General features: G+C 35.2%; 28 protein-coding genes and 1 other annotated feature. Of the genes, 27 read left to right on the forward strand and 1 reads right to left on the reverse strand.

Features of this window, described 5'->3' with window-relative positions; all coding sequences use genetic code 11:
• Nucleotides 1-73: 73 nt before the first annotated feature.
• The 18 genes from atpB (at nucleotide 74) to ACE83Q_RS01195 (ending at nucleotide 14,495) form a co-directional block, all read left to right on the forward strand.
• Nucleotides 74-784, forward strand: a complete 711-nt coding sequence (gene atpB / locus ACE83Q_RS01110; protein WP_409022302.1) for a F0F1 ATP synthase subunit A — start codon at nucleotides 74-76, stop codon at nucleotides 782-784.
• A gap of 30 nt (nucleotides 785-814) precedes the next feature.
• The gene (gene atpE, locus ACE83Q_RS01115; protein WP_409022303.1) at nucleotides 815-1,027 is read left to right on the forward strand and encodes a F0F1 ATP synthase subunit C; all 213 of its coding nucleotides are present in this window, start codon (nucleotides 815-817) and stop codon (nucleotides 1,025-1,027) included.
• 71 nt (nucleotides 1,028-1,098) lie between these two features.
• The gene (atpF, locus tag ACE83Q_RS01120) at nucleotides 1,099-1,608 is read left to right on the forward strand and encodes a F0F1 ATP synthase subunit B (protein WP_409022304.1); all 510 of its coding nucleotides are present in this window, start codon (nucleotides 1,099-1,101) and stop codon (nucleotides 1,606-1,608) included.
• Between the two features lies 1 nt (nucleotide 1,609).
• Nucleotides 1,610-2,152 (forward strand): ATP synthase F1 subunit delta, encoded by a 543-nt coding sequence (gene atpH, locus ACE83Q_RS01125; RefSeq protein ID WP_409022305.1) that lies wholly within the window; start codon nucleotides 1,610-1,612, stop codon nucleotides 2,150-2,152.
• A gap of 31 nt (nucleotides 2,153-2,183) precedes the next feature.
• The gene (atpA, locus tag ACE83Q_RS01130; protein ID WP_409022306.1) at nucleotides 2,184-3,701 is read left to right on the forward strand and encodes a F0F1 ATP synthase subunit alpha; all 1,518 of its coding nucleotides are present in this window, start codon (nucleotides 2,184-2,186) and stop codon (nucleotides 3,699-3,701) included.
• Between the two features lie 31 nt (nucleotides 3,702-3,732).
• The gene (locus ACE83Q_RS01135) at nucleotides 3,733-4,680 is read left to right on the forward strand and encodes a F0F1 ATP synthase subunit gamma (protein ID WP_409022307.1); all 948 of its coding nucleotides are present in this window, start codon (nucleotides 3,733-3,735) and stop codon (nucleotides 4,678-4,680) included.
• Between the two features lie 23 nt (nucleotides 4,681-4,703).
• Entirely contained in the window at nucleotides 4,704-6,104 is a 1,401-nt protein-coding gene (gene atpD / locus ACE83Q_RS01140) for a F0F1 ATP synthase subunit beta (RefSeq protein ID WP_409022308.1), read from the forward strand.
• Nucleotides 6,105-6,117: 13 nt separating this feature from the next.
• Nucleotides 6,118-6,537 (forward strand): F0F1 ATP synthase subunit epsilon, encoded by a 420-nt coding sequence (locus ACE83Q_RS01145; protein WP_409022309.1) that lies wholly within the window; start codon nucleotides 6,118-6,120, stop codon nucleotides 6,535-6,537.
• Between the two features lie 137 nt (nucleotides 6,538-6,674).
• Nucleotides 6,675-6,908, forward strand: a complete 234-nt coding sequence (locus ACE83Q_RS01150; protein WP_409022310.1) for a DUF1146 family protein — start codon at nucleotides 6,675-6,677, stop codon at nucleotides 6,906-6,908.
• Between the two features lie 17 nt (nucleotides 6,909-6,925).
• Nucleotides 6,926-8,230 (forward strand): UDP-N-acetylglucosamine 1-carboxyvinyltransferase, encoded by a 1,305-nt coding sequence (gene murA, locus ACE83Q_RS01155; protein WP_409022311.1) that lies wholly within the window; start codon nucleotides 6,926-6,928, stop codon nucleotides 8,228-8,230.
• 94 nt (nucleotides 8,231-8,324) lie between these two features.
• Nucleotides 8,325-9,311: a rod shape-determining protein gene (locus tag ACE83Q_RS01160; RefSeq protein ID WP_409022312.1), complete on the forward strand. Its 987-nt coding sequence runs from the start codon at nucleotides 8,325-8,327 to the stop codon at nucleotides 9,309-9,311.
• An 85-nt stretch (nucleotides 9,312-9,396) separates the two neighbouring features.
• Nucleotides 9,397-9,657, forward strand: coding sequence for a membrane protein insertion efficiency factor YidD (yidD, locus tag ACE83Q_RS01165; protein ID WP_409022313.1), 261 nt, complete (start codon nucleotides 9,397-9,399; stop codon nucleotides 9,655-9,657).
• The gene (locus ACE83Q_RS01170) at nucleotides 9,650-9,871 is read left to right on the forward strand and encodes a DUF2969 domain-containing protein (RefSeq protein ID WP_409022314.1); all 222 of its coding nucleotides are present in this window, start codon (nucleotides 9,650-9,652) and stop codon (nucleotides 9,869-9,871) included. The genes yidD and ACE83Q_RS01170 overlap by 8 nt, the downstream gene beginning before the upstream one ends.
• A 72-nt stretch (nucleotides 9,872-9,943) precedes the next feature.
• On the forward strand, nucleotides 9,944-11,149 hold the full coding sequence (locus ACE83Q_RS01175; RefSeq protein ID WP_409022315.1) for an FtsW/RodA/SpoVE family cell cycle protein: 1,206 nt from the start codon (nucleotides 9,944-9,946) through the stop codon (nucleotides 11,147-11,149).
• Nucleotides 11,150-11,209: 60 nt separating this feature from the next.
• Nucleotides 11,210-11,569 (forward strand): arsenate reductase family protein, encoded by a 360-nt coding sequence (locus ACE83Q_RS01180; RefSeq protein ID WP_409022782.1) that lies wholly within the window; start codon nucleotides 11,210-11,212, stop codon nucleotides 11,567-11,569.
• A 56-nt stretch (nucleotides 11,570-11,625) separates the two neighbouring features.
• Nucleotides 11,626-11,882: a binding site (T-box leader), on the forward strand.
• 57 nt (nucleotides 11,883-11,939) lie between these two features.
• The gene (locus tag ACE83Q_RS01185; protein ID WP_409022316.1) at nucleotides 11,940-12,977 is read left to right on the forward strand and encodes a methionine ABC transporter ATP-binding protein; all 1,038 of its coding nucleotides are present in this window, start codon (nucleotides 11,940-11,942) and stop codon (nucleotides 12,975-12,977) included.
• The gene (locus ACE83Q_RS01190) at nucleotides 12,967-13,671 is read left to right on the forward strand and encodes a methionine ABC transporter permease (RefSeq protein WP_409022317.1); all 705 of its coding nucleotides are present in this window, start codon (nucleotides 12,967-12,969) and stop codon (nucleotides 13,669-13,671) included. Before ACE83Q_RS01185 ends, ACE83Q_RS01190 begins: the two co-directional genes overlap by 11 nt.
• A gap of 17 nt (nucleotides 13,672-13,688) precedes the next feature.
• Nucleotides 13,689-14,495: a MetQ/NlpA family ABC transporter substrate-binding protein gene (locus ACE83Q_RS01195; protein WP_409022783.1), complete on the forward strand. Its 807-nt coding sequence runs from the start codon at nucleotides 13,689-13,691 to the stop codon at nucleotides 14,493-14,495.
• A gap of 39 nt (nucleotides 14,496-14,534) precedes the next feature.
• On the opposite strand, the gene ACE83Q_RS01200 is transcribed toward ACE83Q_RS01195, so the two are convergent.
• Nucleotides 14,535-15,251 (reverse strand): gamma-glutamyl-gamma-aminobutyrate hydrolase family protein, encoded by a 717-nt coding sequence (locus ACE83Q_RS01200; protein ID WP_409022318.1) that lies wholly within the window; start codon nucleotides 15,249-15,251, stop codon nucleotides 14,535-14,537.
• Between the two features lie 135 nt (nucleotides 15,252-15,386).
• Between ACE83Q_RS01200 and sufC the strand changes: the two genes are divergently transcribed.
• The 9 genes from sufC to ACE83Q_RS01245 all read left to right on the forward strand — a co-directional run bounded on the left by sufC (nucleotide 15,387) and on the right by ACE83Q_RS01245 (nucleotide 25,333).
• A complete protein-coding gene (gene sufC, locus ACE83Q_RS01205; protein WP_409022319.1) occupies nucleotides 15,387-16,169 on the forward strand; it encodes a Fe-S cluster assembly ATPase SufC in 783 nt (260 codons plus the stop codon).
• A gap of 14 nt (nucleotides 16,170-16,183) precedes the next feature.
• Entirely contained in the window at nucleotides 16,184-17,470 is a 1,287-nt protein-coding gene (gene sufD, locus ACE83Q_RS01210; RefSeq protein ID WP_409022320.1) for a Fe-S cluster assembly protein SufD, read from the forward strand.
• Nucleotides 17,439-18,677, forward strand: a complete 1,239-nt coding sequence (locus tag ACE83Q_RS01215; protein WP_409022321.1) for an aminotransferase class V-fold PLP-dependent enzyme — start codon at nucleotides 17,439-17,441, stop codon at nucleotides 18,675-18,677. The genes sufD and ACE83Q_RS01215 overlap by 32 nt, the downstream gene beginning before the upstream one ends.
• Nucleotides 18,664-19,095: a Fe-S cluster assembly sulfur transfer protein SufU gene (sufU, locus tag ACE83Q_RS01220; RefSeq protein ID WP_409022322.1), complete on the forward strand. Its 432-nt coding sequence runs from the start codon at nucleotides 18,664-18,666 to the stop codon at nucleotides 19,093-19,095. Before ACE83Q_RS01215 ends, sufU begins: the two co-directional genes overlap by 14 nt.
• A gap of 14 nt (nucleotides 19,096-19,109) precedes the next feature.
• Nucleotides 19,110-20,504, forward strand: coding sequence for a Fe-S cluster assembly protein SufB (gene sufB, locus ACE83Q_RS01225; protein WP_409022323.1), 1,395 nt, complete (start codon nucleotides 19,110-19,112; stop codon nucleotides 20,502-20,504).
• A 56-nt stretch (nucleotides 20,505-20,560) separates the two neighbouring features.
• On the forward strand, nucleotides 20,561-21,496 hold the full coding sequence (locus ACE83Q_RS01230; protein ID WP_409022324.1) for an ABC transporter ATP-binding protein: 936 nt from the start codon (nucleotides 20,561-20,563) through the stop codon (nucleotides 21,494-21,496).
• Nucleotides 21,489-22,259: an ABC transporter permease gene (locus ACE83Q_RS01235; RefSeq protein WP_409022325.1), complete on the forward strand. Its 771-nt coding sequence runs from the start codon at nucleotides 21,489-21,491 to the stop codon at nucleotides 22,257-22,259. The genes ACE83Q_RS01230 and ACE83Q_RS01235 overlap by 8 nt, the downstream gene beginning before the upstream one ends.
• A 270-nt stretch (nucleotides 22,260-22,529) precedes the next feature.
• Nucleotides 22,530-24,434 carry a M13 family metallopeptidase gene (locus ACE83Q_RS01240; protein WP_409022326.1) on the forward strand — a complete coding sequence of 635 codons (1,905 nt, stop codon included), beginning with the start codon at nucleotides 22,530-22,532 and terminating at the stop codon, nucleotides 24,432-24,434.
• Nucleotides 24,435-24,862: 428 nt separating this feature from the next.
• Nucleotides 24,863-25,333, forward strand: a complete 471-nt coding sequence (locus tag ACE83Q_RS01245; RefSeq protein ID WP_409022327.1) for a MarR family winged helix-turn-helix transcriptional regulator — start codon at nucleotides 24,863-24,865, stop codon at nucleotides 25,331-25,333.
• Nucleotides 25,334-25,385: the final 52 nt, after the last annotated feature.

Here is a 25,385-nt window from a genome sequence, read left to right on the forward strand (position 1 = left end):
TTTATAAAGTTATTCTCTTTAATTTATACCGTTTTATACGGTCAAATAAAAGTTTGGAAAGAGGTGAAATTCTGTGGATGGAGATGCTTTCGTTGTGAATTTTTATGGCCTACCTTTCAATATTACGAATGTCGTTTCCGGTTTACTTGCATGTGTGATTGTCGCGATGATAGCTATTGTATTATCGAGAAGACTGACCATGAAACCGACTGGTAGACAAAATGTTTTGGAATGGCTCATTGATTTCACCAACGGTATTGTTAAAAGCGCAATGCCAGGAAAAGAAGGTAAGAAGTTTAATTTATTAGCATTTACGTTATTCTTATTTATCTTTGTATCTAACCAAATGGGTTTATTTTTACAAATAGGTTTTGGCGACAAGACGTTGATTAAAAGTCCAACGTCGAGTCCGCTAACGACACTAACGTTTGCATTTTTGATTCTGCTATTATCACATTTTATGGGTGTTATTCAATTCGGATTTAAGGGATATATTAAAAATTCCTATTTAAGTCCAGTTGCATTTCTTTTACCTATTAATTTGATTGAAGAATTTACAAATTTGCTAACATTAGCTCTTCGTTTGTACGGAAACATTTACGCTGGGGAAGTATTATTAACGTTAATTGGTGGTGCAGTTTCTATGGGCCCATTAATGACTATCGTGGCTTTACCAGTTGAAATGATCTGGCAAGGATTCTCTCTGTTTATCGGAAGTATCCAAGCTTACGTATTCGTAACATTGTCAATGGTTTATATCGGTGGAAAAGTACAAAAAGAATAAAACAAGATATCTAAGGAGGAAACAATTATTATGGGATTATTAGCAGCAGGTATTGCAGCTGGTTTAGCCGCTGTCGCAACAGGTATTGGTAATGGTTTAGTTATTTCTAAAACAATCGAAGGTATGGCTCGCCAACCAGAATTATCTGGTCAATTACGTTCAACAATGTTTATTGGTGTTGGTTTGATTGAAGCCGTTCCTATTATTGCTATCGTTATTTCATTCTTATTGATGGCTAAATAATTTTTGAAATTAAGTTTGATTCTTCGTTGATACAACGAAATATATTAATTTTAAAAAGGAGGTGTCAATAGATGTTTTCAGATTTAGTTTTCGGTGCAGTTGGTAATTTTCAAACTGGTGATTTCTTATTCTATATTATTTCGTTTGTTATTTTGATGTTAATCATCAAACACTTTGCATGGGGTCCTGTCACAAAAATGATGAGTGACCGTGCAGATAAAATTGCAAATGATTTAGATTCTGCTGAAGATTCAAGAAAAAAAGCCGATATTTTGGCAACTGAACGACAAGACCAATTAGATAATTCACGTCAAGAAGCATCTGAAATTGTTAGTCGTGCAAAAGATAACGGTAAAAAGCAACATGATGATATCGTTTCTGGAGCTCAAGATGAAGCAACGACGTTGAAACAAAATGCTGTTAAAGATATTGAACAAGAACGCCAAGAAGTTTTGAGTAGCGTTCAAAGTGATGTCGCTGAATTATCTATTGAAATTGCTTCTAAGATTATTCAAAAAGAATTAAATGAGAATGATCAAAAAAACTTAATCAATTCTTATATTGAAGGGTTGGTAAAGTAAAATGAAATTAGATAAGGCAACCGTTGCCAATCGTTACGGTGAAGCCATCTTTGAAATTGCTGATGAACAAGGTAATATTGTTGCCTTTTCTGAAGAATTAGAGGAAGTTAGACAAGTTTTTCTTGCTAATCCACAATTGAGTGAAGTGCTTGTTGATGCACGTCTTAATTTGTTAGAAAAGCAAGACCTTGTTAAAGTCTTACTCAAAGATGCATCTCCAATTATTGCAAACGTTATCCAAATGGTCTTTGATTATGGTCGAATGGGTGATATGGTTGGAATAATTGAAGAATTCGAACGATTATGCGATGTTAAAGAAAAAGTTGTACATGCAACCGTCACAACTGCAATTGAGCTTGATGATAGTCAATTAACGAAATTATCAAGTAAGTTTGCAGAAAGAATCGGTGCAAATAAGATAGTATTTAACAATATTATTGATGAAAAAATTATTGGTGGCGTTATTATTGAAGCCAATAATCAGATTTTTGATGGCTCAATTTCATCAAAAATCAACAAAGTAAAACGATTATTAGCGGAGTAACATATTAAAGTAGTTAAGAGGTGAACCTTGTATGAGCATTAAAGCTGAAGAAATCAGTGCTTTAATTAAAGAACAATTGGAACAATATAAAGACGAACTTATCGTTGATGAAGTAGGTACCGTTACTTATGTTGGTGATGGTATTGCTCGTGCACACGGTTTGGATAATGCTTTATCAGGAGAATTGTTAGAATTTTCTGACGGTACTTATGGTATGGCTCAAAATCTAGAAACAAACGATGTTGGTATCGTTATTTTAGGTGGCTATGAAGGTATCCGTGAAGGCGACGTTGTCAAACGTACGGGTAGAATCATGGAAGTTCCTGTTGGTGAAGAACTTATCGGACGTGTTGTTAATCCTTTAGGCCAACCCATCGATGGTAAAGGTGATCTTAAGACAAACAAAACTCGTCCAGTCGAAAAAAAGGCTCCAGGAGTTATGGATCGTAAGTCAGTTGATCAACCTTTACAAACTGGACTTAAAGCTATTGATGCTTTAGTTCCAATTGGCCGTGGACAACGTGAATTGATTATTGGTGATCGTAAGACTGGTAAAACATCAGTTGCTATTGATACGATTTTAAATCAAAAAGATCAAGACATGATTTGTATCTATGTTGCTATTGGACAAAAAGAATCAACTGTTAGCGCACAAGTGGAAACGTTACGTCGATTAGGCGCAATGGACTACACAATTGTCGTTAGTGCTGGTCCTGCTTCTCCCGCACCATTATTATGGTTAGCTCCATATACTGGTTCAGCAATGGGTGAAGAATTCATGTATAACGGTAAACATGTCTTGATTGTATTTGATGATTTATCAAAACAAGCAACGGCTTACCGTGAACTGTCATTAATTTTGAGACGTCCGCCGGGTCGTGAAGCTTATCCTGGTGATGTTTTCTACTTACATTCATGTTTACTTGAACGTGCAGCTAAGTTAAGTGATGAATTGGGTGGTGGTTCAATGACTGCTCTTCCATTTATCGAAACACAGGCTGGTGATGTTTCTGCATATATTCCTACTAACGTAATTTCGATTACTGATGGTCAAATTTTCTTGGATAGTGATTTATTCTATTCAGGTACTCGTCCAGCTATTGATGCTGGTACATCAGTTTCTCGTGTTGGTGGGTCAGCTCAAATTAAAGCAATGAAGAAAGTTGCCGGAAGCCTTCGTTTGGCTCTTGCATCATTCCGAGAATTAGAATCATTTTCTCAATTTGGTTCTGATTTAGATGCTGCAACACAAGCTAAATTAAATCGTGGACATCGTACGGTTGAAGTACTTAAACAACCATTACACAAGCCATTAGTTGTTGAAAAACAAGTTTTAATTTTATACGCATTAACACATGGATTCTTGGATTCAGTTCCTGTTGATGATATTCTTCGTTTTGAAGGTGAAATTTTTGATTTCTTTGATAATAATCATAGTGATCTTTTAAATCACATCAAAGAAACAGGTAATTTACCAGACGAAGATAAATTTGATGCTGCAATCAAAGACTTTTCAGAAGGTTTCCAAGTAACTCCTGAAAAAGCGTAAACTAAAAGTAAATGAAAGATGGTGAGAATTAATGGGTGCTTCATTAATGGAAGTAAAGCGTCGAATCGTTTCAACTAAGAAAACGGGACAAATAACTGGCGCAATGCAAGTTGTTTCGACTGCTAAGTTAAGCCAAATTCAACGTCATACTCAAAGTTATCAGATATATGCTTCTAAAATTAGAAGTGTCATTACCCATCTTGCCCAATCTCACCTTTTAGATGCTAAAGCTGGAAAATCAAAGCAATCATCTGAGAATGATAGTTCAAAATTTTCAGGTTTTGATATGTTACAAAAGAGACCTGTTAAAAAAAGTGGTTATTTAATTATTACTTCTGATCGTGGTTTAGTTGGTAGTTACAATAGTAACGTGATTAAACAAACATTAGATTTGATGAAGCAAAATGGCCATACTGTAGATAATGCTGTTATTATTGCTGTTGGTGGTACTGGTGCTGACTTCTTTAAAAATAGAGGATATGAGGTTGCCTACGAATACCGTGGTGTAAGTGATATTCCAACGTTTATTGAGGTTCGTGAAATTGTTAAATCAGTGGTAACAATGTATAACAGTGAAGTTTATGATGAATTATTTGTTTGTTATAATCATTTCGTTAATAGTTTACAATCAGACTTTCATTCTGAACAAATGCTTCCTATTTCAGAAGTGAATATGGATACAGATGCAGAGGGTGTTGAAACGTCTAATGTGATGGGTAATGAAGATTATGATATGGAACCTTCGGGAGATGCAATTCTTGAAGTTGTTCTACCTCAGTTTGCTGAAAGCTTAGTATATGGTGCGATTTTAGATGCTAAAACAGCTGAACATGCTTCAAGTTCTACAGCAATGAAATCTGCGACAGATAATGCTAAAGATATTATTGCATCATTAGAATTAAAGTATAATCGTGCACGTCAAAGTGCTATTACAACAGAAATTACAGAAATTACTGGTGCAACAGCTGCTTTAGAGTAAAATGACAGGAGGAAATACAGAAGATGAGTCTCGGTAAAGTTGTTCAAGTTATCGGGCCCGTCGTCGATGTACAATTCTCTTTAAACGAAACCTTACCAGATATCAATAATGCGTTAAAAGTTACACGTGAAGATGGAACTGCTCTAATTATCGAAGTTACGCTTGAATTAGGTGACGGAGTTATGAGAACAATCGCCATGGATTCTACGGATGGCTTGCAACGTGGAACAGTTGTTGAAGACACAGGTGCTTCAATTTCTGTCCCTGTTGGTGAAGATACTCTTGGTCGAGTGTTTAACGTTTTAGGAGATACCATTGATGGTGGTCCTGAATTTAATAAAGATGCAGAGCGTAGTAGCATCCATAAAGATGCTCCTAAATATGATGAATTAAGTGCAAGTACTGAGGTTCTTGAAACAGGAATTAAAGTTATTGACTTGTTAGCCCCTTATATTAAAGGTGGTAAAATTGGATTATTCGGTGGTGCCGGTGTTGGTAAAACTGTTTTAATTCAAGAATTAATTCATAATATTGCTCAAGAACATAATGGTATTTCAGTGTTTACCGGTGTTGGTGAACGTACTCGTGAAGGTAATGACCTTTACTTTGAAATGAAAGAATCCGGCGTGTTAGAGAAGACAGCCATGGTGTTTGGTCAGATGAACGAGCCGCCTGGTGCCCGTATGCGTGTTGCATTGACTGGTCTTACAATTGCGGAATATTTCCGTGATGAAAAAGGACAAGATGTGTTATTGTTTATTGATAATATTTTCCGCTTTACACAAGCTGGTTCTGAAGTTTCAGCCTTATTAGGCCGTATTCCTTCAGCCGTAGGTTATCAACCAACATTAGCTACTGAAATGGGTCAATTGCAAGAACGTATTACGTCGACTAAAAAGGGTTCAGTTACATCAATTCAAGCAGTTTATGTTCCAGCTGATGATTATACTGATCCTGCTCCTGCAACGACGTTCGCCCATTTGGATGCAACAACTAACTTGGAACGTAGCTTAACGCAACAAGGTATTTACCCAGCTGTTGATCCTTTGGCTTCAACTTCAAGTGCTTTGACACCTGAAATTGTTGGAGAAGAACATTATCGTGTTGCTACGGAAGTTCAACATACGTTACAACGTTATCGTGAATTACAAGATATTATTTCTATTTTAGGTATGGATGAATTATCTGATGATGAAAAAGTAATTGTAGCACGTGCGCGTCGTATCCAATTCTTCCTTTCACAAAACTTTAATGTTGCCGAACAATTCACAGGAAAACCTGGATCATATGTACCAATTGCTGAAACAGTTCAAGGATTTAAAGATATTCTTGATGGTAAATATGATTCACTTCCTGAAGATGCTTTCAATGGTGTCGGCCCAATCGAAGATGTTATTGAAGCAGCAAATAAAATGGCAAAATAGGGGGTAATAACAGATGGCTGAAGATTCAGTTTTGACCGTTAGTATCGTCACTCCTGATGGTAGTGTTTATGACAATAATGCTGAAATGATTATTGTTAAAACACCCAGCGGGGAAATGGGTATTTTACCCAATCATATTCCAGTTATTGCTTCTCTTGATATTGATGCTGTCAGGGTTAAGGTAAATGATAATGAAGAAGATGAAATTGCCGTAAGTGGTGGATTCATTGAATTTTCAAAAAATGTCGCAACGGTTGTTGCAAATGCAGCAGAATGCCAAGAAGATATTGATGAAAATCGTGCACAGGCTGCTAAAAAAAGAGCTGAGCAGATGATTTCTACTGCAAAACAAACACATAATGTTGATGAACTTAAAAGATCTGAAATTGCACTTAGACGTGCAATCAATCGAATTAATATCTCTAAACATTAATACAAAGTGGGTGCTGGATTTATTCAGTACCTTTTTTTGTATATACATATTAAATATTTCATTTTTGTTACAAATATTAGCGACAAGTGGTACAAAATATGCTATGCTTATGACGAATAAATTTTAGGAGTGTTTTGATGAATACTGTGGGAATCCAATCGCTAGTTACTTTAATGAGTCATCTAATGTTTATTGGAATTGCTTTTTGGGCAATTCAAGGGTTACGAATAGACAGATTTTTCCCACAAAGTAGCCAACAAAGAATCAAAGTTTTAATTGTTTTATTGGCTATTTTATTAGGATATACAAGCAGTGCCTTTTTCTTAAATTTTATTGATAATGTTCGTAATTTAGTTTTTTTAGTTAAATAATAACGGGGGAATAACTTGTGGAAAAAATAATCGTCAAGGGTGGAAACTCACTCAATGGAACAGTGCATATAGAAGGCGCAAAGAATGCAGTATTGCCAATTCTAGCAGCCGGAATTTTAGCAAGTAGTGGTGAAAATACACTGTCAAATGTACCAGTTTTATCAGATGTCTTTACAATGAATAACGTACTACGTTTTTTAAATTTAGACGTTGACTTTAATGAAGAAACTAATGAAGTTAAAATGAGTGCGACTAAAGAATTATCACCAGAAGCACCATTTGAATATGTTTCAAAAATGCGTGCTTCTATTGTTGTAATGGGACCACTTTTGGCACGACTTAAACATGCGAAGATTGCAATGCCTGGTGGGTGTGCAATAGGTTCTCGCCCAATTGACTTGCATTTAAAAGGTTTTGAAGCAATGGGTGCGCATATTGAACAATTCGATGGTTATATAGAAGCAACTGTAGATGAATTAAAGGGTGCCAACATTTATCTTGATTTTCCAAGTGTAGGTGCAACTCAGAATATTATGATGGCTGCAACATTGGCTACTGGTACAACTGTGATTGAAAATGTTGCAAGAGAACCAGAAATTGTTGATTTAGCTAATATTTTAAATAAAATGGGTGCTAAAGTACAAGGTGCTGGTACCGAAACAATTCGCATTCATGGTGTTAAGGCATTACATGGCGCTGATCATGCAGTTGTCCAAGATCGGATTGAAGCAGGGACATTCATGGTTGCAGCAGCAATGACTCAAGGTAATGTTTTAATCGAAGAGGCTATTGCGGAACACAATAAACCATTAATTTCTAAATTAGAAGAAATGGGTATTGACGTTATTCAAGAAGACAATGGTATCCGAGTAATCGGAACAGAAAAAATTAAACCAACTATAGTTAAAACATTGCCTCATCCAGGCTACCCAACTGATATGCAGCCTCAAATGACTGTTCTTCAATTAATGGCAGATGGTACAAGTATTTTAACAGAGACGGTATTCGAAAATCGTTTTATGCATCTTGAAGAATTACGACGTATGAATGCAAAATTTAAGATTGAAGGCAACTCAGTTGTGATGTATGGTCCAACTGACTTCAACGGTGCAGAAGTTGCTGCTACAGACTTAAGAGCTGCTGCAGCACTTGTGCTAGCAGGATTAGTAGCTCGTGGTTATACACAAGTTACACATCTTGAATATCTTGATCGAGGCTACTATCATTTCCATCAAAAGTTAGAAGCTTTGGGTGCTGAAATTAAACGTATCAATGATGATACACAAGATATAATTATTAAGACAGAAAATGAAGTAAAATAGAAGAAATGTCCATTTTGGACATTTTTTTATTGTATAGGTATATGGTATAATGCTTACATTAGTGTAAGTTTTAAGTGCCGAGAGGAGAAGCATAATGGCTAAAGATATTGGTATTGATTTAGGAACCGCAAATGTATTAATTAACGTACAAAATAAAGGAATCGTCTTAAATGAACCATCTGTTGTTGCAATTGACACAAAATCAGGTCGTGTATTAGCAGTTGGATCAGAAGCATATAAAATGGTTGGTAGAACACCTGGTAGTATTAGAGCTATCAGACCTATGAAAAATGGTGTCATTGCTGATTTTGATATTACAGAACAAATGTTAACTTACTTTATTAAAAAATTAAATGTGAGCGGCTTTTTATCAAAACCAAGTATTTTGATTTGTTGCCCAACAAATATCACATCAATTGAACAAAAAGCAATTATTCAAGCTGCTGAAAAAGCTGGTGGTGGCAAGGTTTATCTTGCTGAAGAACCTAAAGTTGCAGCTATTGGTGCTGGGTTGGATATTTATCAACCCCGTGGTAGTTTAGTGATTGATATTGGTGGTGGTACAAGTGATGTTGCCGTTATTTCATTAGGCGATATTGTAGCAAGCCGTTCATTACGTGTTGCTGGTGATCAATTGAATAGTGATGTTATCAATTTTGTTAAGCAAAAACATAACCTTCAAATCGGTGAACGTACAGCTGAAAAAGCTAAAATTGAAATTGGGACAGTTTACCCAGACAATCGTGCATTAGAAATGGAAATTCGTGGACGAGATGTTGTTACTGGTTTACCAAAGACAGTTGTGCTTAGCTCTGCTGAGATTGAAGAAGCAACTCATGATACAATGCAAGCAATCGTTGCAGCAACTAAAGAAGTTCTTGAACAAACACCACCAGAATTAGCATCAGATATTATTGATACTGGGATTATTTTAACAGGTGGCGGTGCATTATTAGATGGTGTTGATTTATTAATGTCATCGAACTTAGATATTCCTGTCATGGTGTCAGAAACACCATTGGATGATGTCGCAAAAGGAACTGGATTCTTGTTAGATCATATTGAAAAACAAGGTAGATAACAACTGTGATACTGGTTATTAAGGGAGGTCTATTAACGGGGCAATCTGTTGATGGACCTTTTCATATAGGAGGTGTCATTTATTTATGCAAAACTTAATGCTTGCACCAATCAAGTTTTATCAAAAATTTATTTCACCGATGTTTCCACCTAGTTGCCGGTACTATCCAACATGTTCAAACTATATGATTAAGGCAATTCAAAAACACGGTGCAAAAGGTATTATTATGGGTATCGGTAGGATTTTACGATGCCATCCTTTTGTCAGAGGCGGATACGATCCCGTACCTGATTACTTTACCGTACGAAGAAATAAGAACCCTAAAGGAGAAGAAAAGCATGTCTAAAAAAGAAAAAGAGATTGAAGTAGCAGAAAATGATATTAAAATTAATGGTGAGGATGCAGTTTCATTAACCGTTGGCGGTATTGAAATTGGTACAGTCATTCAACAAGATACAAAATTTGTTGCAACATTAAGTAACGGTGAGATATTCAAAGCTAAAACTCGTGATGAAGGTATTGATACTTTATTGCGCGATTTCCACTTACATCGCGGTTAATTAGTCAATTTTTAAATTTTAGCCTATTCAAAAATTTAACGAAATAAGTGACATAGTGTGGAGGGGAATTCTATGAGTAGTAGAAAAGATGAGGTCGATAGTGAGTCGAGAATTGATTATGGTATTATTTTTGCCGTTTTAGTCTTGGCAATTATTGGGCTTGCCTCAATTTACGTATCAGCATCCCATGATACTAGTGCGACCTCAATTATGAGCCAAATGGTTTCACAGTTGATGTGGTACGCTATTGGTGTCGTTGCAATTGTCGTTATTATGCAATTTGACTCAGAACAATTATGGCGAGTCGCTCCGATAGGGTATTTTATAGGACTGTTTTTATTAATGATTGTCTTACTTGTATACAGTCGACCTTTATTTTTAAGTACAGGTGCTAAAAGTTGGATACCATTAGTTGGTTCGTTAACGTTCCAACCATCAGAAGTTATGAAGCCAGCATTTATATTAATGTTGGCGCGTGTGGTTACGATACATAACAATGATTATCCAACTCATAAAATTGGGACAGATATTATTTTATTAGCGAAAATGATAGCATGGACGTTACCAGTGGTTATTTTATTAAAACTGCAAAATGATTTCGGAACAATGCTCGTTTTCTTTGCTATTTTAGGTGGTGTCATTTTAGTTTCAGGTATCACTTGGAAGATTATTGGACCGGCATTTGGAACGGTGGCTGTTGTAGGTGGAACGGCATTATACATGGTTATTTCAACGACTGGTCGATCAATTCTAGAAAAGGTTGGCTTTTCTGCCTACCAATTTGACCGAATTGATAACTGGTTAGATCCATCAAAAGATACATCCGGAACAGGATATCAATTGTGGCAAAGTATGAAAGCAATTGGGTCAGGACAAATGACTGGTAAGGGATTTAACGTGTCAAATGTTTATGTTCCCGTCCGTGAATCTGATATGATTTTTTCTGTTATCGGCGAAAACTTTGGGTTTATTGGTGGTTGTATTTTAATCTTTATTTATTTCTTACTCATTTATCGAATGGTTCGTGCAACCTTTGATACGAAGAATGAATTTTATGCTTACTTATCTACTGGGGTCATTATGATGATTTTATTCCATGTTTTTGAAAACATTGGGATGAGTATTGGGTTACTACCTTTAACAGGTATTCCATTACCATTTGTCAGTCAAGGTGGGTCTGCTTTAGTCGGAAATATGATTGGAATTGGCTTAATTATGTCAATGCGATACCATCATAAGAGTTACATGTTCAGTAGCGAAGACGAAGATTTTGATTAAAAGATAAGGCAGTGATTCTATTATGGAATCACTGTTTTTTAAAACTAGGAGGTTTTGATGATGATTGATTTTTATTGGTATCCTAAATGTTCAACTTGTAGAAAAGCAAAACAATGGTTAGACGAAAATGAGGTTGAATACCATATAATAGATCTAATCCAAGAAACACCAAAGGCAAATCTAATCGAAAAATGGTTGAATGAGTCTGGTCTTCCAGCAATATCTTTTTTTAATACACAAGGAAATAAGTATCGTGAATTAAATCTAAAAGATAAACGACCAACGATGACAACTCAGCAATCAAGTCAAATTTTAGCATCAGATGGAATGTTAATGAAACGTCCGGTATTAACTGATGGAATAAAATTAACGACCGGATTTAACGAAGATGTTTTTACAGAGACATGGTTAAATAAATAAAACTGTTGACATTAAATTTTAATCTAGCTATAATCAACTACAATAAGGAATACAGATAAGACGTTTTGAAAAGATGAGTAAATTTTAGTAATTAGTTAAGAGAATCCTGGTAGCTGAAAAGGGATCAAAATTACGGAATTGAATATGGTCTTGGAACGTTTGGTAGATGAGCAATGTTAATCTACCTTGGGTACGCCCAATACAGCGGAAAGGTATCGGTTATATTAAAACCCGTACCTGATGAGATTGTTATCGTGAGGTGACAATAAAACAAGGTGGTAACACGTGAAGTTTATAACTTCTCGTCCTTCCGTTTATTAAACGGGGGATGGGAGGTTATTTTTTTGCAGAAAAATTTGGAGGTATTAATATGATTGAGTTTAAAAATGTATCAAAAGAGTTTATCACGAAAAGTGGTAAGTTTAGCGCTGTTTCTGATGTGAATCTTTCGGTGGAAGATGGTAGCATCTTAGGTATTGTAGGATATTCAGGTGCTGGTAAAAGTACATTAATTAGAATGCTGAATGGATTAGAGACACCAACTTCGGGTGAAGTTGACGTTAATGGCGCTAAAATCGCATCTTTATCGGGTAGAACATTGAGAAAGCAACGTCAAAAAATTGGCATGATTTTTCAACATTTTAATTTACTCTGGTCACGAACGGTTGTGGAAAACATCATGTTTCCACTTGAACTTGCTGGAATAAGTAAAACTGAGCGGTTGTCCAAAGCTAAAGAATTAACAACATTAGTTGGGTTAAAAGGTAAAGAAAATGCATATCCTTCTGAGTTATCTGGTGGACAAAAGCAACGAGTTGGGATTGCTAGAGCTTTAGCGAATGATCCTGAAATTTTGATTTGTGATGAAGCAACAAGTGCGCTAGATCCACAAACAACAGATGAAATATTAGATTTATTACTTCAAATTAATCATAAATTGAAATTAACAATTGTATTAATCACTCATGAAATGCATGTTGTTCGTAAGATATGTGATCACGTTGCCGTAATGGAATCTGGAAAATTAGTGGAGAGTGGACTTGTCTTAGACGTCTTTAAGCGTCCTAAACAAGACGTCACAAAACGATTCGTTAATCAGGAGGTCACACCAGCTCTACATGATACGGAACTTGCTGTGAATGAATTAATTGAAGCTTATCCACAGGGGTTGATTGTTCAATTAACCTTTCATAGTACTCAGACGCAAATGCCAATTATCTCAGAGATGTTAAGACAAATTCCAGAAGTTGACTTTAATATCGTTGAGGGTTCCATTCATCAAACTCAAGGTGGCCCAATTGGAACGTTATATATTCAACTAACTGGTCCAAAAATAAGTTTAGATCAAACCGTTCCATTCTTGCAAAAAATGAAAGTAGAAACGGAGGTATTGCATTATGGGGACTAATACTTGGGCGTCATATTTTAACTTTAATGCTGTTAACTGGGATGAATTCTGGTCAAATACTTGGGAAACAATCAGTATGACATTAATATCTACAATAGCGGTTACAATTTTGGGTATTATCTTAGGCCTTATTTTATTTGAAACAAAACAAAAAACGACCGGTAAAATAAGTATCTGGGTAAAAATAATTAATTGGATTGTTTCAGCCATGGTTAACATTTTTCGTTCAATTCCGTTTATTATTTTAATTGTCTTATTATTGCCTTTTACTAAGGCTTTAGTTGGTTCTATTATTGGACCGATTGCAGCATTACCAGCTTTAATCCTCTCTGCGGCACCATTTTATGCACGAATGGTGGAACTTGCTTTTCGTGAGATTGATTATGGTGTGATTGAAGCAGCTGAAGCCATGGGTGCTAACAAGGCACAAATTATTTGGAAAGTGTTATTACGAGAAAGTTTACCAGCACTTATTTCAGGAGCCACAGTTACTGGAATTACTATTATTGGGTACACGGCAATGGCTGGTACAATTGGTGCCGGTGGGCTAGGAAATTGGGCTTTTATTGAAGGTTATGGTGCTAATAATAATACTGTTACACTAGTTGCAACGGTCACAATCATCATTATTGTTGCCATTTTTCAACTTATTGGTGATCATTCAGCTAAATTAATCGATAAACGAAATAATTAAGGGGTAACCTCATGAGAATAAATAAAAAGTTCATTTTTTCATTTCTATTTTTAACTCTTTTATTAGCTGGGTGTGGAAAAAAATCAAATGGAATGACTACTTTGACAATCGGTGCTAGTAATATGCCCCATGCAGAAATTTTAGATCATGTAAAACCAATGTTGGCAAAAGAAGGCATCGATTTAAAAGTTAAAGTTTTTCAGGATTATGTGATGCCTAATAAAGCGACTGAATCTGGTGATTTAGATGCTAATTATTTTCAACATAAACCATTTTTAGATAATTGGGACAAACAGAATAATGGTGATTTAATAAGTGTTGGAAATGTTCACCTTGAACCAATCGGTGTCTATTCTAAACAAGTTAAAAAGTTAACTGATTTGAAGAAAGGCAGTACGGTTTTGGTATCTAACAGTATTTCAGATTACGGTCGTGTGTTAACTATTTTTAAAGATGCTGGATTAATAACCCTGAAAAAAGGGACAGACGTGGCAACTGCAAATTTTGCTGATATCAAAACAAATAAATTAAATTTAGTTTTTAAGCATACGTATGAGCCAAAATTGATGTCTGATTTATATGAAAATAATGAAGGCTCAGCCATCATTATTAATGCAAATTATGCGGTTGAAGCTGGATTAAATCCAACGAAACAGGCTATTGCATTAGAACGTAGTACATCATCATATGCGAATTTAGTTGCTGTCGCACCAAAAAATAAAGATAATCCTGCGATTAAAAAGTTAGTTAAAGCACTACAATCTAAAAAGACACGCGAATGGATTTTGAATAAGTATAAAGGTGCCGTTATTCCTGCAAAATAAAGAGAATTGAGTTAGTCATGTCGACTAATTCAATTCTCTTTATTTTGCAATTTTATTAATTAACCATTTGAAAATAGCTAAATCTGATGGTTCTTTTATATAAGACATTTCGGGATGCCATTGAACACCTAAAATGAGACCGTCATTACTACTGATACCTTCAATTAGGCCATCTGAACTTGTCGCAATAGCCGTTAATGAATCACCTAAACGGTTAATGGCTTGGTGATGGTACGTATTGACACGAAGCGTTGAACCATAAGTATCTGATAAATAATTATTTGTTTTAATTGATACAGAATGTGTGGCGTATTCTGGTAATGTTGGATCTTGCAAATGCTTAACTTGCCAATTTGAATAGTCACTTAAATCTTGATAGAGTGTTCCACCAAAAAAGACGTTAAGTATTTGTAGTCCACGGCAAATGCCAAGTATTGGTATTTTTCGAGAAATAGCTTCCTTGATTAAAGCGAGCTCCATTTCGTCACGTGGGGGATTTAATTCTTCTAATTTTGGATGAGGTTCTTGGCCGTATAAGATTGGTGAAACATCTTGACCACCTGCTAATAGTAAACCATCTACCAAATCAAGATAACTAGATGCGTTTGCTAAATCAGTAGGAATGATTAGTGGTAAACCGCCAACTTCAATAATGGCATCAATATAGCCTTGAGGTGTATAAGTAATTTCGTTAATGTGCATGCCTGTAATTGGATTTCGATTAGGATTTCCAACAATACCGATAATAGGTTTCATAAATGAACCTCCTCAAAATTTACTTTTTATTAGTTTAACTTAATTAAATAAAGATTGCGAGTATCGAGGCTCCATTGAAATGGATAATTTATTAAGATAGAATGGAATATATTAATGAATCGGAGGAATGCTAAAATGTCGACACTTGAAGTCAAAAATTTACATGTAGAAATTGAAGATAAAGAAATTTTAAAAGGTGTTAATTTAAAAATGTCGACTGGTGAAGTACATGCAATCATGGGTCCAAATGGAACAGGTAAATCAACTTTATCTGAGGCCATTATGGGGAATCCTGCGTACAAAGTGACAGAAGGCGAAGTATTGCTGAATGGTGTAAACATTTTAGAACTACCTGTTGATGAGCGAGCTCGAGCAGGATTATTTTTAGCAATGCAATATCCTTCAGAAATACCTGGTGTAACAAATGCTGAATTTATGCGTGCAGCAATCAACGCACGTCGACCGGAAGATAACCAAATCCCAATTCGAGAATTTTTAAAGAAATTAGATAAAACGATGACAACTTTAGATATGATTGAGGAAATGGCTGATCGTTATTTAAATGAAGGTTTTTCAGGTGGCGAAAAGAAACGTAATGAAATTTTACAACTGATGATGATTGAACCAAAATTTGCTATTTTAGATGAAATTGATTCAGGTCTAGACATTGATGCATTGAAAGTTGTTTCGAGAGGCGTAAATGAAATGTTGAAAAATGCGGAATTTGGAACACTTATGATTACGCATTACCAACGTTTGCTGAACTATATTGTGCCTGATGTGGTGCACGTTATGATGGATGGACGGGTTGTGAAAACGGGTGGCGCCGAACTTGCAGAAAAACTGGAAGAAGAAGGCTATGCTGGTTTGCGTGATGAATTAGGGCTAGACATTACTTTAACAGACGAGAACCTTTAGTGGAGGGCCGGAAAATGATTGATTTGAAGCTCTTAGAACAAAGTATAATTGATTTTTCAAATTTAAAACAAGAACCTGAGTGGTTTCAACAATTAAGAAGAGATGCCTTTGTAAAAAAAACATTACTAGTGCTTCCTTCATTTGAAAAAATTAGATATCAAAAATGGCCCATTATACCTGAAAAACTGATTAAAGAATCAGAGGAATTCGTTTCAAAAAAATCGGATGAAAATACATTTATTCAAGTTGGATCTCGAACGGTTAGTTTGAATATATCTGAGGAATTAAAGGAAAAGCATGTTATTATTTGCGACTGGTCCACCGCGTTAGTGGAACATGCAGATTTAATTAAGAAGTATTTTATGACTAAGGCAGTTAAATGGGACAGTGATCTGTTGACCGCAACGCATTTAGCACAATTAACCGGTGGCTTGTTTATTTATGTACCTAAAAATGTTGTATTAGACAACCCAATTACAACTTATTTAACGCAGGATGCATGGGACAATCAGGACTATGTACAGCATGTTTTAATTGTCGCAGCAGAAAATAGCCAGTTTTCATATCTAGAAAATCGTTCAACAGTCGGTGATCAGACCACAACCGCAAATATTATTGTTGAAGTAATTGCTGAAGCTAACAGTCATGTTAAATTTGCTGGAGTTGATCAATTAGGAGAAAATACGACGGCATATATTAACCGGCGGGGCTATTTATTAGATAATGCAAAAATAGATTGGTCAATTGGATTGCTTAATGATGGTAATATAATTGGTGATTTCGATTCAGATTTAATTGGTGCAGGTTCTCACGCGGATGTTAAAGTTGTTGCGATTTCAACAGGAAATCAGATTCAAGGGATTGATACACGGGTGACGAATTATGGTAAACATTCAATTGGTCAAATTCTGCAACACGGCGTAATTTTATCGCGTTCTACATTAACCTTCAATGGAATTGGTCATATTATTAAAGGTGCAAAGGGTGCGAATGCCCAACAAGAAAGTCGTGTGCTAATGTTATCCACAAAAGCACGTGGAGACGCTAATCCTATTTTATTAATTGATGAAAATGATGTTCAAGCTGGACATGCAGCTAGTGTTGGACGCGTGAATCAGGAACAATTGTACTATCTGATGAGTCGGGGATTACACAAAGAAGAAGCAGAAAGACTTGTTATTCGTGGATTCTTAGGACCTGTTTTAACGGCAATTCCGGCAGTTGATGTTCGTGAACGATTAATCGAAACAATAGAGGGGAAACTCATTAATGGCCAAAAATTTGAAAAAGTATCGCAATGATTTTCCTATTTTAAAGCAAATTGTGAATGATGAACCGTTAATTTATTTTGACAATGCTGCAACTGTTCAGAAACCGCAGGCGGTTATTAAGGCCATTTCACATTATTATGAAAATGATAATGCCAATGTACATCGTGGCGTACATACTTTAGCCGAGCGTACAACGCAACAATTTGAAGATGTACGACAAGTCGTTGCTGATTTTATTCATGCAAAATATTCAGCTGAAATCTTATTTACAAAAGGGACAACCGAAAGTTTAAACTGGGTTGCTCAGGGTTTTGCACAGAATCGATTGAAACCAGGGGATGAGATTTTGATATCTATTATGGAACACCATAGTAACCTTGTTCCTTGGCAACAAGTCGCACAAGCAACTGGTGCTAAATTAGTTTACATCGACATAACAGATGATGGGCAACTAGACATTAATGATGCGAAATTAAAAATGACAGCTAAAACTAAAATTGTATCGCTAACTCAAATTTCAAATGTTTTAGGGAGTATAAACCCCATCAAAGAATTAACGGACATGGCGCATGCAGTCGGTGCGGTTGTTATTTGTGATGGTGCGCAATCAATACCTAACATGCCAGTTGATGTTCAGGAGTTAGATGTGGACTTTTTTGCTTTTTCAGGTCATAAAATGGGTGCTGCAACTGGTATTGGCGTTTTATATGGAAAAAGTGATTATTTGAACGAGATGCAGCCACTAGAATTTGGTGGTGAGATGATTGATTTTGTTGAAGAGCAACAATCAACCTTTAAAGATATTCCTTGGAAATTTGAAGCGGGGACACCTAATATTGAAGGGGTCATTTCATTAGGTGCTATTATTCACTACTTAAATGAAGTTGGAATGGCTAATATACAAACACATGAACAGATGCTCGTCACTGATTTATTACCTAAATTAAAAGCCATTTCAGGCATTACAGTTTATGGACCAATTGAAAGTAAAAAACGATCAGGGGTTATTTCATTTAATTTGGAGGGACTACATCCGCATGACGTTGCGACAGCTCTTGATATGCAAGGAATTGCAGTTCGCGCTGGACATCATTGTGCACAGCCATTAATGAAGCGCATGGGTGTATCGTCAACTGTTCGTATTAGTTTATATCTTTACAATACTTTAGAAGAAAATCAAAAATTCATTGACGCGTTAATCGCTACAAAGGAGTTCTTTAAAAATGGGACTATCTAAATTAGATAATTTATATCGCCAAGTTATTTTGGAACATGCCACACATCCGCATCATCATGGCTCATTAGTAAAGGGTCAGAAATTAATTGAACTCAGAAATCCAACCTGTGGGGATGTTTTAAAAGTTGAACTTATCATGAGTGACAACAAGGTTCAAGATGTTGCCTTCTCTGGGACTGGTTGTACAATTAGCCAGGCATCTGCAAGTATGATGACTGATGAAATTATTGGTAAATCAAAAAAAGAGATAGAAGAAATGGTGACAACATTTTCAAAAATGGTGACCGGCGAAACGATTGATGAAAATCTTTTAGGTGATGCTGCTATTTTAGAAGGTGTCGCTCAGTTTCCAGCGCGGATTAAGTGTGCCACGTTAGCTTGGAAGGCAGTTTATCAAGTGATTAATTTAGAAAATTAGAGAGGAGGTATGATATGAAAGAACTAGATGTTGGTGGTGAGTATGAATATGGCTTTAAAGATGATATTGAGCCTGTTTATTCAACTGGGCGTGGCTTAACAGAAGCGATTGTTCGAGAAATTTCGGCAGCAAAAAATGAACCAGAGTGGATGTTGGATTATCGACTTCGTGCATTTGCCATATATGAAAAGATGCCAATGCCAAGTTTTGGTCCTGATTTGTCTAAGTTAGATTTAGCCAATATGCGCTATTTTCAACGTGCTAGTGATAATGTTGCAAGAGACTGGGAAGATGTCCCAGATAAGATTAAAGAAACCTTTGATCGACTTGGTGTTCCAGAAGCTGAACGTAAATACTTAGCTGGCTCTTCTGCACAATATGAATCAGAAGTTGTTTACCATCATATGCGTGAAGATTTTGAAAAATTAGGAATTATTTTTATGAGTACAGATGCTGCCGTTCAAGAATATCCTGAATTGGTTAAACAGTATTTTGGCAAATTGGTTCCTGCCTCTAATAATAAATTTTCAGCCTTAAATTCGGCTGTTTGGTCTGGTGGTACTTTTATCTATGTACCTAAAGGTGTGAAGACCGAGGTACCTATTCAAAGTTATTTCAGAATTAATGCGGAGAATACAGGACAATTTGAACGAACATTAATCATTGTTGATGAAGGCGCAAGTGTGAACTATGTTGAAGGTTGTACAGCACCTAATTATTCGGCAGACAGTTTGCATGCGGCAGTCGTTGAAGTGAACGTCATGAAAGATGCCTATTGTCGGTATACAACGATTCAAAATTGGTCAGATAATGTGTATAGCCTAGAGACAAAACGTGCGAGAGCCTTAGAAAATGCGACGATGGAGTGGGTTGATGGTAACCTAGGATCAAAAGTCACAATGAAATATCCAAGTATTTATTTGGATGGCAAAGGCGCGCATGGCACAATGTTGTCGATTGCGTTTGCTGGTGGGAATATCGTTCAAGATACTGGGGCAAAAATGATTCATAATGCTAAAAATACGACCTCTTCGATTGTTTCTAAATCGTTATGTAAAGATGGCGGACGAGTTGATTATAGAGGTTATTTAAAATTTGGTAGACATAGTGATGGTTCGTTTGCACATGTCGAATGCGATACAATTATCATGGATGATAAATCAGCGAGTGATACGATTCCATTTAATGAAATTTTAAATGGTAATGTTTCTATGGAACATGAAGCTAAAGTTTCTAAAATTTCTGAAGAACAGTTATATTACTTAATGAGCCGTGGTATTTCTGAAGCGAAAGCAACAGAGATGATTGTAATGGGATTTGTTGAACCATTTACGAAGGAATTACCTATGGAGTACGCTGTTGAATTGAACCGTTTGATTGAGTATCAGATGGAAGGCAGTGTGGGGTAAGATAGTTTAGGATACTGCTGCTTTTCCAAAAAAGTAAATAAGGGGATAATTATTAAATGACATATGCACTGGAAATAAAAGGTTTAAAAAAAGAATATGCAACGGGTGTTAAAGCGTTACGTGGTATTGATTTAGCTGTAGAAGAAGGAGATTTCTATGCACTTTTAGGGCCTAATGGTGCGGGAAAATCAACGACAATTGGTATTATTACATCTCTTGTGAATAAAACAGCCGGAACAGTGAAGGTTTTTGATTATGATATTGATACTAATCTGGTACAAGCAAAACAACAAATTGGACTCGTTCCACAGGAGTTTAACTTTAATCCCTTTGAAACGGTTCAACAAATTGTTGTTAATCAGGCTGGTTACTATGGTGTTCCTCATAAAGAAGCAATGGAGCGCAGTGAAAAATATTTAAAACAGTCAGATTTGTGGGAAAAACGCAATGTGCGTGCACGAATGCTTTCTGGTGGGATGAAACGAAGATTGATGATTGCCAGGGCATTAATGCATGAACCTCGGTTACTCATTTTAGACGAACCAACTGCGGGTGTAGATATTGAGTTGAGACGTGAAATGTGGTCTTTTTTAAAGGAATTGAATGAGAATGGCACAACGATTATCTTGACGACTCATTATTTAGAAGAAGCAGAAACACTTTGTCGTCATATCGGTATTATTCAATCAGGTGAGTTGATTGAAAATACGAGCATGAAAACTGTACTATCAAAATTACAATTTGAAACGTTTATTTTCGATTTAGATGTGTATGATAAAAAGCCAGAAATTATAGGGTATAAAAATTCCTTTGAAGACGCGCAAACAATTGCTATCGAAGTTGAACGAAATCAAGGTGTTAATGGGATTTTTAAACAATTTGATGAACAAGGGATAAAAGTTCTTTCTATGCGAAATAAATCAAATCGATTAGAAGAGTTATTCTTAAAAATTACGGAAGAAAAGCACCAAGTGGGGGAGAAACATGTTTAATCAATATTTCACTGCATTAAAAAGTCTCGCAATAAAAGAAACTAATCGTTATTTGAGAATTTGGGTACAGACATTAGTACCGCCAGTGATTACAACATCATTGTATTTTATTATATTTGGTAAAATGATTGGTGGCCGAATTGGTACGATGGGTGGATTTTCATATATGGAATTCATTGTACCAGGGTTAATTATGATGTCTGTTATTACTAGTTCGTATGCTAATGTATCTTCGTCATTTTTTTCTCAGAAATTTCAGAAAAACATTGAAGAATTACTAGTTGCACCAGTACCAACACATATTATTATATGGGGATTTGTTATTGGAGGACTTGGAAGAAGTGTTTTAGTTGGGGCACTTGTCACTATTATTTCATTATTTTTTGTACCTCTTCATGTTTTTTCGTGGGTCATTATTATTATCACACTTTTGATGACAGCCATTTTATTTTCATTAGCAGGATTAATTAATGGTATTTTTGCACAATCATTTGATGATGTATCAATTGTACCGACGTTTGTTTTACAGCCATTAACTTATCTTGGTGGGGTTTTCTATTCCATTTCAATGTTACCACCAGTCTGGCAGGCTATCTCTAAGATTAATCCAATTGTCTACATGATTTCAGGATTTAGATATGGTTTTTTAGGTAAGACTGATGTATCACTTGCTTTATCAATGGTAATTCTTATTCTATTTATTGGTGTTCTTTACTGGATTTGTTGGTATCTTATTAATAAAGGTAGAGGTTTAAGAAGTTAGGCTAACCAATGTAATAATCCTTCTTTCTTATTAATCATTCTGTGGCGGTTGATCAATAATGAATCTGGATAGCACCAAAAACAAAAGTCTTATGGCTTTTGTTTTTTTGTTAGGGTACGAAAAATGTTACCAAAGATAGGTATCGTAGACTCTTTAAAATATAGAAATAGGGTATATTTAAAAAAATATCTGTTTTTTAAGTGAATTATTATTAAAACACTAGAATAACGTTTATACTAGCTACATATAAAACTAAAAAGGAGATAAATAATGACTATAAATAAACAATTAATTAAAGATGATTTATATGAAGCAGTAAATGGCGAATGGCTAAAAACTGCCAAAATTCCTGATGATAAACCGGCGACGGGTGGGTTTAATGATTTAGCTGATGAAATTGATAAAACATTGATGGCTGATTTTGAAAAAATGTCGGCTGATTCTAATGTTAAAGCACCATTAATGCAAGAATTTTTGAATTATTATGACTTAGCAGCTGATTTTGATCGACGTGAATCAGAAGGAACCTTACCATTGAAAAAAGTTTTAGCACCTTTAGAAAATTTAACAAGTTTAGCTGATTTCGATAATAAATGGGCAGATTTTGTTCGTGCCGGTTATCCAACACCACTTGGATTTGATGTTGATGCTGATATGAAAAATGCTAAAATGAATGCTTTATTTGTGGCAGCTCCAAGTTTGGTTTTACCAGATAAAACGTATTATGAACGAGATAATTCACAAGCTGAAGGTTTACTTAAAGCATTTAGGGCGATGATGACTAAGTTATTAGTTGCTTTAGATTATAGTGAAGAAAATGCAAATCATGTTATTACAGAGGCATTAACTTTTGATCGTAACTTAGTGCCACATGTCAAGAGTGCTGAAGAATCAGCTGATTATAGTAAAGCGTACAACCCACAAAGTTTCACAGAATTTAGTTCACAAAGTAGTAATTTAGATTTAAAATCAATTGTTAGAAATCTTTTAAATGGAAATGAACCAGAAAAAATAATTGTGACTGAACCTAAATTTTTAGCAGCTATTGATGAACTCGTAAATACAACTCATTTTACAGAATTTAAAAGTTGGTTAATTGTTAAAACAGTAGGGAGTCTTAGTTCATATTTATCAGATGACTTACGTGTTATTGCTGGGGAATATGGGCGTGCATTATCTGGAAGCAAGGCACCTAAAAAACAACAAAAATTTGCTTATTATTTAGCTATGGGAACCTATAGTGGGATTGTGGGCGAATATTATGGACATAAATACTTTGGTGAAGATGCTAAAGCAGACGTTCAACAGATGGTTGAAAAGATGATTAATGTTTATCAAAATAGATTGGCTACTAATAGTTGGTTAACAAGTGCTACACGTGATAAGGCAATTTTAAAATTAAGTAAATTAGGTATTCAAGTTGGGTATCCAGATAAAATTAACCCGCTTTATCAAAAAATGCACGTTAATATGGAAAAAACATTGCTAGAGAATGCAATGGCCTTTGATAAATTAGCCACTGAAGATATGTTTAGTAAGTGGGATAAACCTGTCGATCGTGATCTTTGGGAAATGAGTGCTGCAACAGTTAATGCTTATTATCATCCCTTTAAAAATATCATTGTCTTTCCAGCGGCTATTTTGCAAGCACCATTTTATAGTTTAGAGCAGAGTAGTAGTTCTAACTATGGTGGTATTGGAGCAGTTATTGCGCATGAGATTTCACATGCTTTTGATAATAATGGTGCGTTATTTGATGAATACGGTAATTTGAATAATTGGTGGAGTGAAGCGGATTTAGCTCATTTTAAAGAATTATCACAACAAATGATTACTGAATTCGACGGAACTGAATTTGCAGGCCAAAAAGTTAATGGGACTTTAACGGTTTCTGAGAATATTGCCGATGCTGGTGGACTTAGTTGTGCGCTTGAAGCGGCTAAATCGGAAGACGATGCTGATTTTGAAGCATTTTTCATTAATTGGGCACAAGTATGGCGAATGAAGGCTTCAACACAGTATATGCAATTGTTATTATCAATTGATGTTCATGCCCCTGCTAAGTTACGTGCTAATATTCAAGTTCAAAATTTAACGGAATTTTATGATGCTTTTGATATTGTTGCAGGTGATGCAATGTATAAAGCAGCTGATAAACGCGTTAATATTTGGTAAATGATTAATTAGGATAAATTAAAAGGACATTATCAGGTTTATGAGTGCTGAAAAAGTTATGATATTATTTTTACTCTAAGGTAAGATGCTGTAAGAAAATAGCATCTTACCTTTTTTTGGTTAATTAAGTCATCTATTGCCTATGGTAGTGAAGACTTTTATGCTTGTAGATATCTACTATTAGACCCCATATTAACGAATGCATACCTATTCAAGATTGTCCGCATATAAATAGCTATACATTCTAGAATTCGATATTTTTTGAACCAACAGGATACAATCGGCTCTCCACTTATGGTTAATATCCTTCATACAGGTTGCTGGGGCGTATTTTTGATAGTTCTGATGTTTCTTTTGTAAACTGTTTACTTAGGAAACTAGACGTGATATGATAAACGTGAAATTAAAAGATGAATGGAGAAATAAATTTGAAAAAAGAAGCGTTACCAGAGCTTAGTAGTATCTTTTTAAGAGTTGTTAATCGATATAATGAAATTGAAAAAATGCCATATTCTTATGGTACTGATACGTTACTTCATCCTTCGGAAACGCATACAATTGAGTGTATTGGTGATAATCCAGATATAAATGTTACTCATTTAGCCGATTTGTTAGGTATTACAAAAGGTGCCGTTTCTAAACGTGTTCAAAAGCTAAGACTTAGTGGATTGGTTACTAAGTCAATTTCTCCGAATACTGAAAATGAGGTGATAATTAGTTTAACAGATAAGGGAGTAGAAATTTATCAAGCACATGCGAAATTTTCTGAACAATTGAATAAAAGTATTATGAGATTGTATTCTAAATTTTCAGATGATGTTATTATGGAGCTAGAAAAAGTTGGGACTGAAACAGAAGAATTATTTTTGAAAATTGCTAATGAGAGGAAAAAACGCTAATATAGTTTTTTTTTCGTGTTGTGTTTCTCGTGTAAACAGTTTCTATTGGAAA

Source organism: Dellaglioa kimchii, assembly GCF_046115505.1.
Classification (GTDB): domain Bacteria; phylum Bacillota; class Bacilli; order Lactobacillales; family Lactobacillaceae; genus Dellaglioa; species Dellaglioa kimchii.

Excerpts from the sequence above, each read along its gene's own strand:
- atpE (WP_409022303.1), top strand. The coding sequence starts at position 815 with ATGGGATTATTAGCAGCAGGTATTGCAGCTGGTTTAGCCGCTGTCGCA.
- atpF (WP_409022304.1), top strand. The coding sequence starts at position 1,099 with ATGTTTTCAGATTTAGTTTTCGGTGCAGTTGGTAATTTTCAAACTGGT.
- atpH (WP_409022305.1), top strand. The coding sequence starts at position 1,610 with ATGAAATTAGATAAGGCAACCGTTGCCAATCGTTACGGTGAAGCCATC.
- atpA (WP_409022306.1), top strand. The coding sequence starts at position 2,184 with ATGAGCATTAAAGCTGAAGAAATCAGTGCTTTAATTAAAGAACAATTG.
- ACE83Q_RS01135 (WP_409022307.1), top strand. The coding sequence starts at position 3,733 with ATGGGTGCTTCATTAATGGAAGTAAAGCGTCGAATCGTTTCAACTAAG.
- atpD (WP_409022308.1), top strand. The coding sequence starts at position 4,704 with ATGAGTCTCGGTAAAGTTGTTCAAGTTATCGGGCCCGTCGTCGATGTA.
- ACE83Q_RS01145 (WP_409022309.1), top strand. The coding sequence starts at position 6,118 with ATGGCTGAAGATTCAGTTTTGACCGTTAGTATCGTCACTCCTGATGGT.
- ACE83Q_RS01150 (WP_409022310.1), top strand. The coding sequence starts at position 6,675 with ATGAATACTGTGGGAATCCAATCGCTAGTTACTTTAATGAGTCATCTA.
- ACE83Q_RS01160 (WP_409022312.1), top strand. The coding sequence starts at position 8,325 with ATGGCTAAAGATATTGGTATTGATTTAGGAACCGCAAATGTATTAATT.
- yidD (WP_409022313.1), top strand. The coding sequence starts at position 9,397 with ATGCAAAACTTAATGCTTGCACCAATCAAGTTTTATCAAAAATTTATT.
- ACE83Q_RS01170 (WP_409022314.1), top strand. The coding sequence starts at position 9,650 with ATGTCTAAAAAAGAAAAAGAGATTGAAGTAGCAGAAAATGATATTAAA.
- ACE83Q_RS01175 (WP_409022315.1), top strand. The coding sequence starts at position 9,944 with ATGAGTAGTAGAAAAGATGAGGTCGATAGTGAGTCGAGAATTGATTAT.
- ACE83Q_RS01180 (WP_409022782.1), top strand. The coding sequence starts at position 11,210 with ATGATTGATTTTTATTGGTATCCTAAATGTTCAACTTGTAGAAAAGCA.
- ACE83Q_RS01185 (WP_409022316.1), top strand. The coding sequence starts at position 11,940 with ATGATTGAGTTTAAAAATGTATCAAAAGAGTTTATCACGAAAAGTGGT.
- ACE83Q_RS01190 (WP_409022317.1), top strand. The coding sequence starts at position 12,967 with ATGGGGACTAATACTTGGGCGTCATATTTTAACTTTAATGCTGTTAAC.
- ACE83Q_RS01200 (WP_409022318.1), bottom strand. The coding sequence starts at position 15,251 with ATGAAACCTATTATCGGTATTGTTGGAAATCCTAATCGAAATCCAATT.
- sufC (WP_409022319.1), top strand. The coding sequence starts at position 15,387 with ATGTCGACACTTGAAGTCAAAAATTTACATGTAGAAATTGAAGATAAA.
- sufD (WP_409022320.1), top strand. The coding sequence starts at position 16,184 with ATGATTGATTTGAAGCTCTTAGAACAAAGTATAATTGATTTTTCAAAT.
- ACE83Q_RS01215 (WP_409022321.1), top strand. The coding sequence starts at position 17,439 with ATGGCCAAAAATTTGAAAAAGTATCGCAATGATTTTCCTATTTTAAAG.
- sufU (WP_409022322.1), top strand. The coding sequence starts at position 18,664 with ATGGGACTATCTAAATTAGATAATTTATATCGCCAAGTTATTTTGGAA.
- sufB (WP_409022323.1), top strand. The coding sequence starts at position 19,110 with ATGAAAGAACTAGATGTTGGTGGTGAGTATGAATATGGCTTTAAAGAT.
- ACE83Q_RS01230 (WP_409022324.1), top strand. The coding sequence starts at position 20,561 with ATGACATATGCACTGGAAATAAAAGGTTTAAAAAAAGAATATGCAACG.
- ACE83Q_RS01235 (WP_409022325.1), top strand. The coding sequence starts at position 21,489 with ATGTTTAATCAATATTTCACTGCATTAAAAAGTCTCGCAATAAAAGAA.
- ACE83Q_RS01240 (WP_409022326.1), top strand. The coding sequence starts at position 22,530 with ATGACTATAAATAAACAATTAATTAAAGATGATTTATATGAAGCAGTA.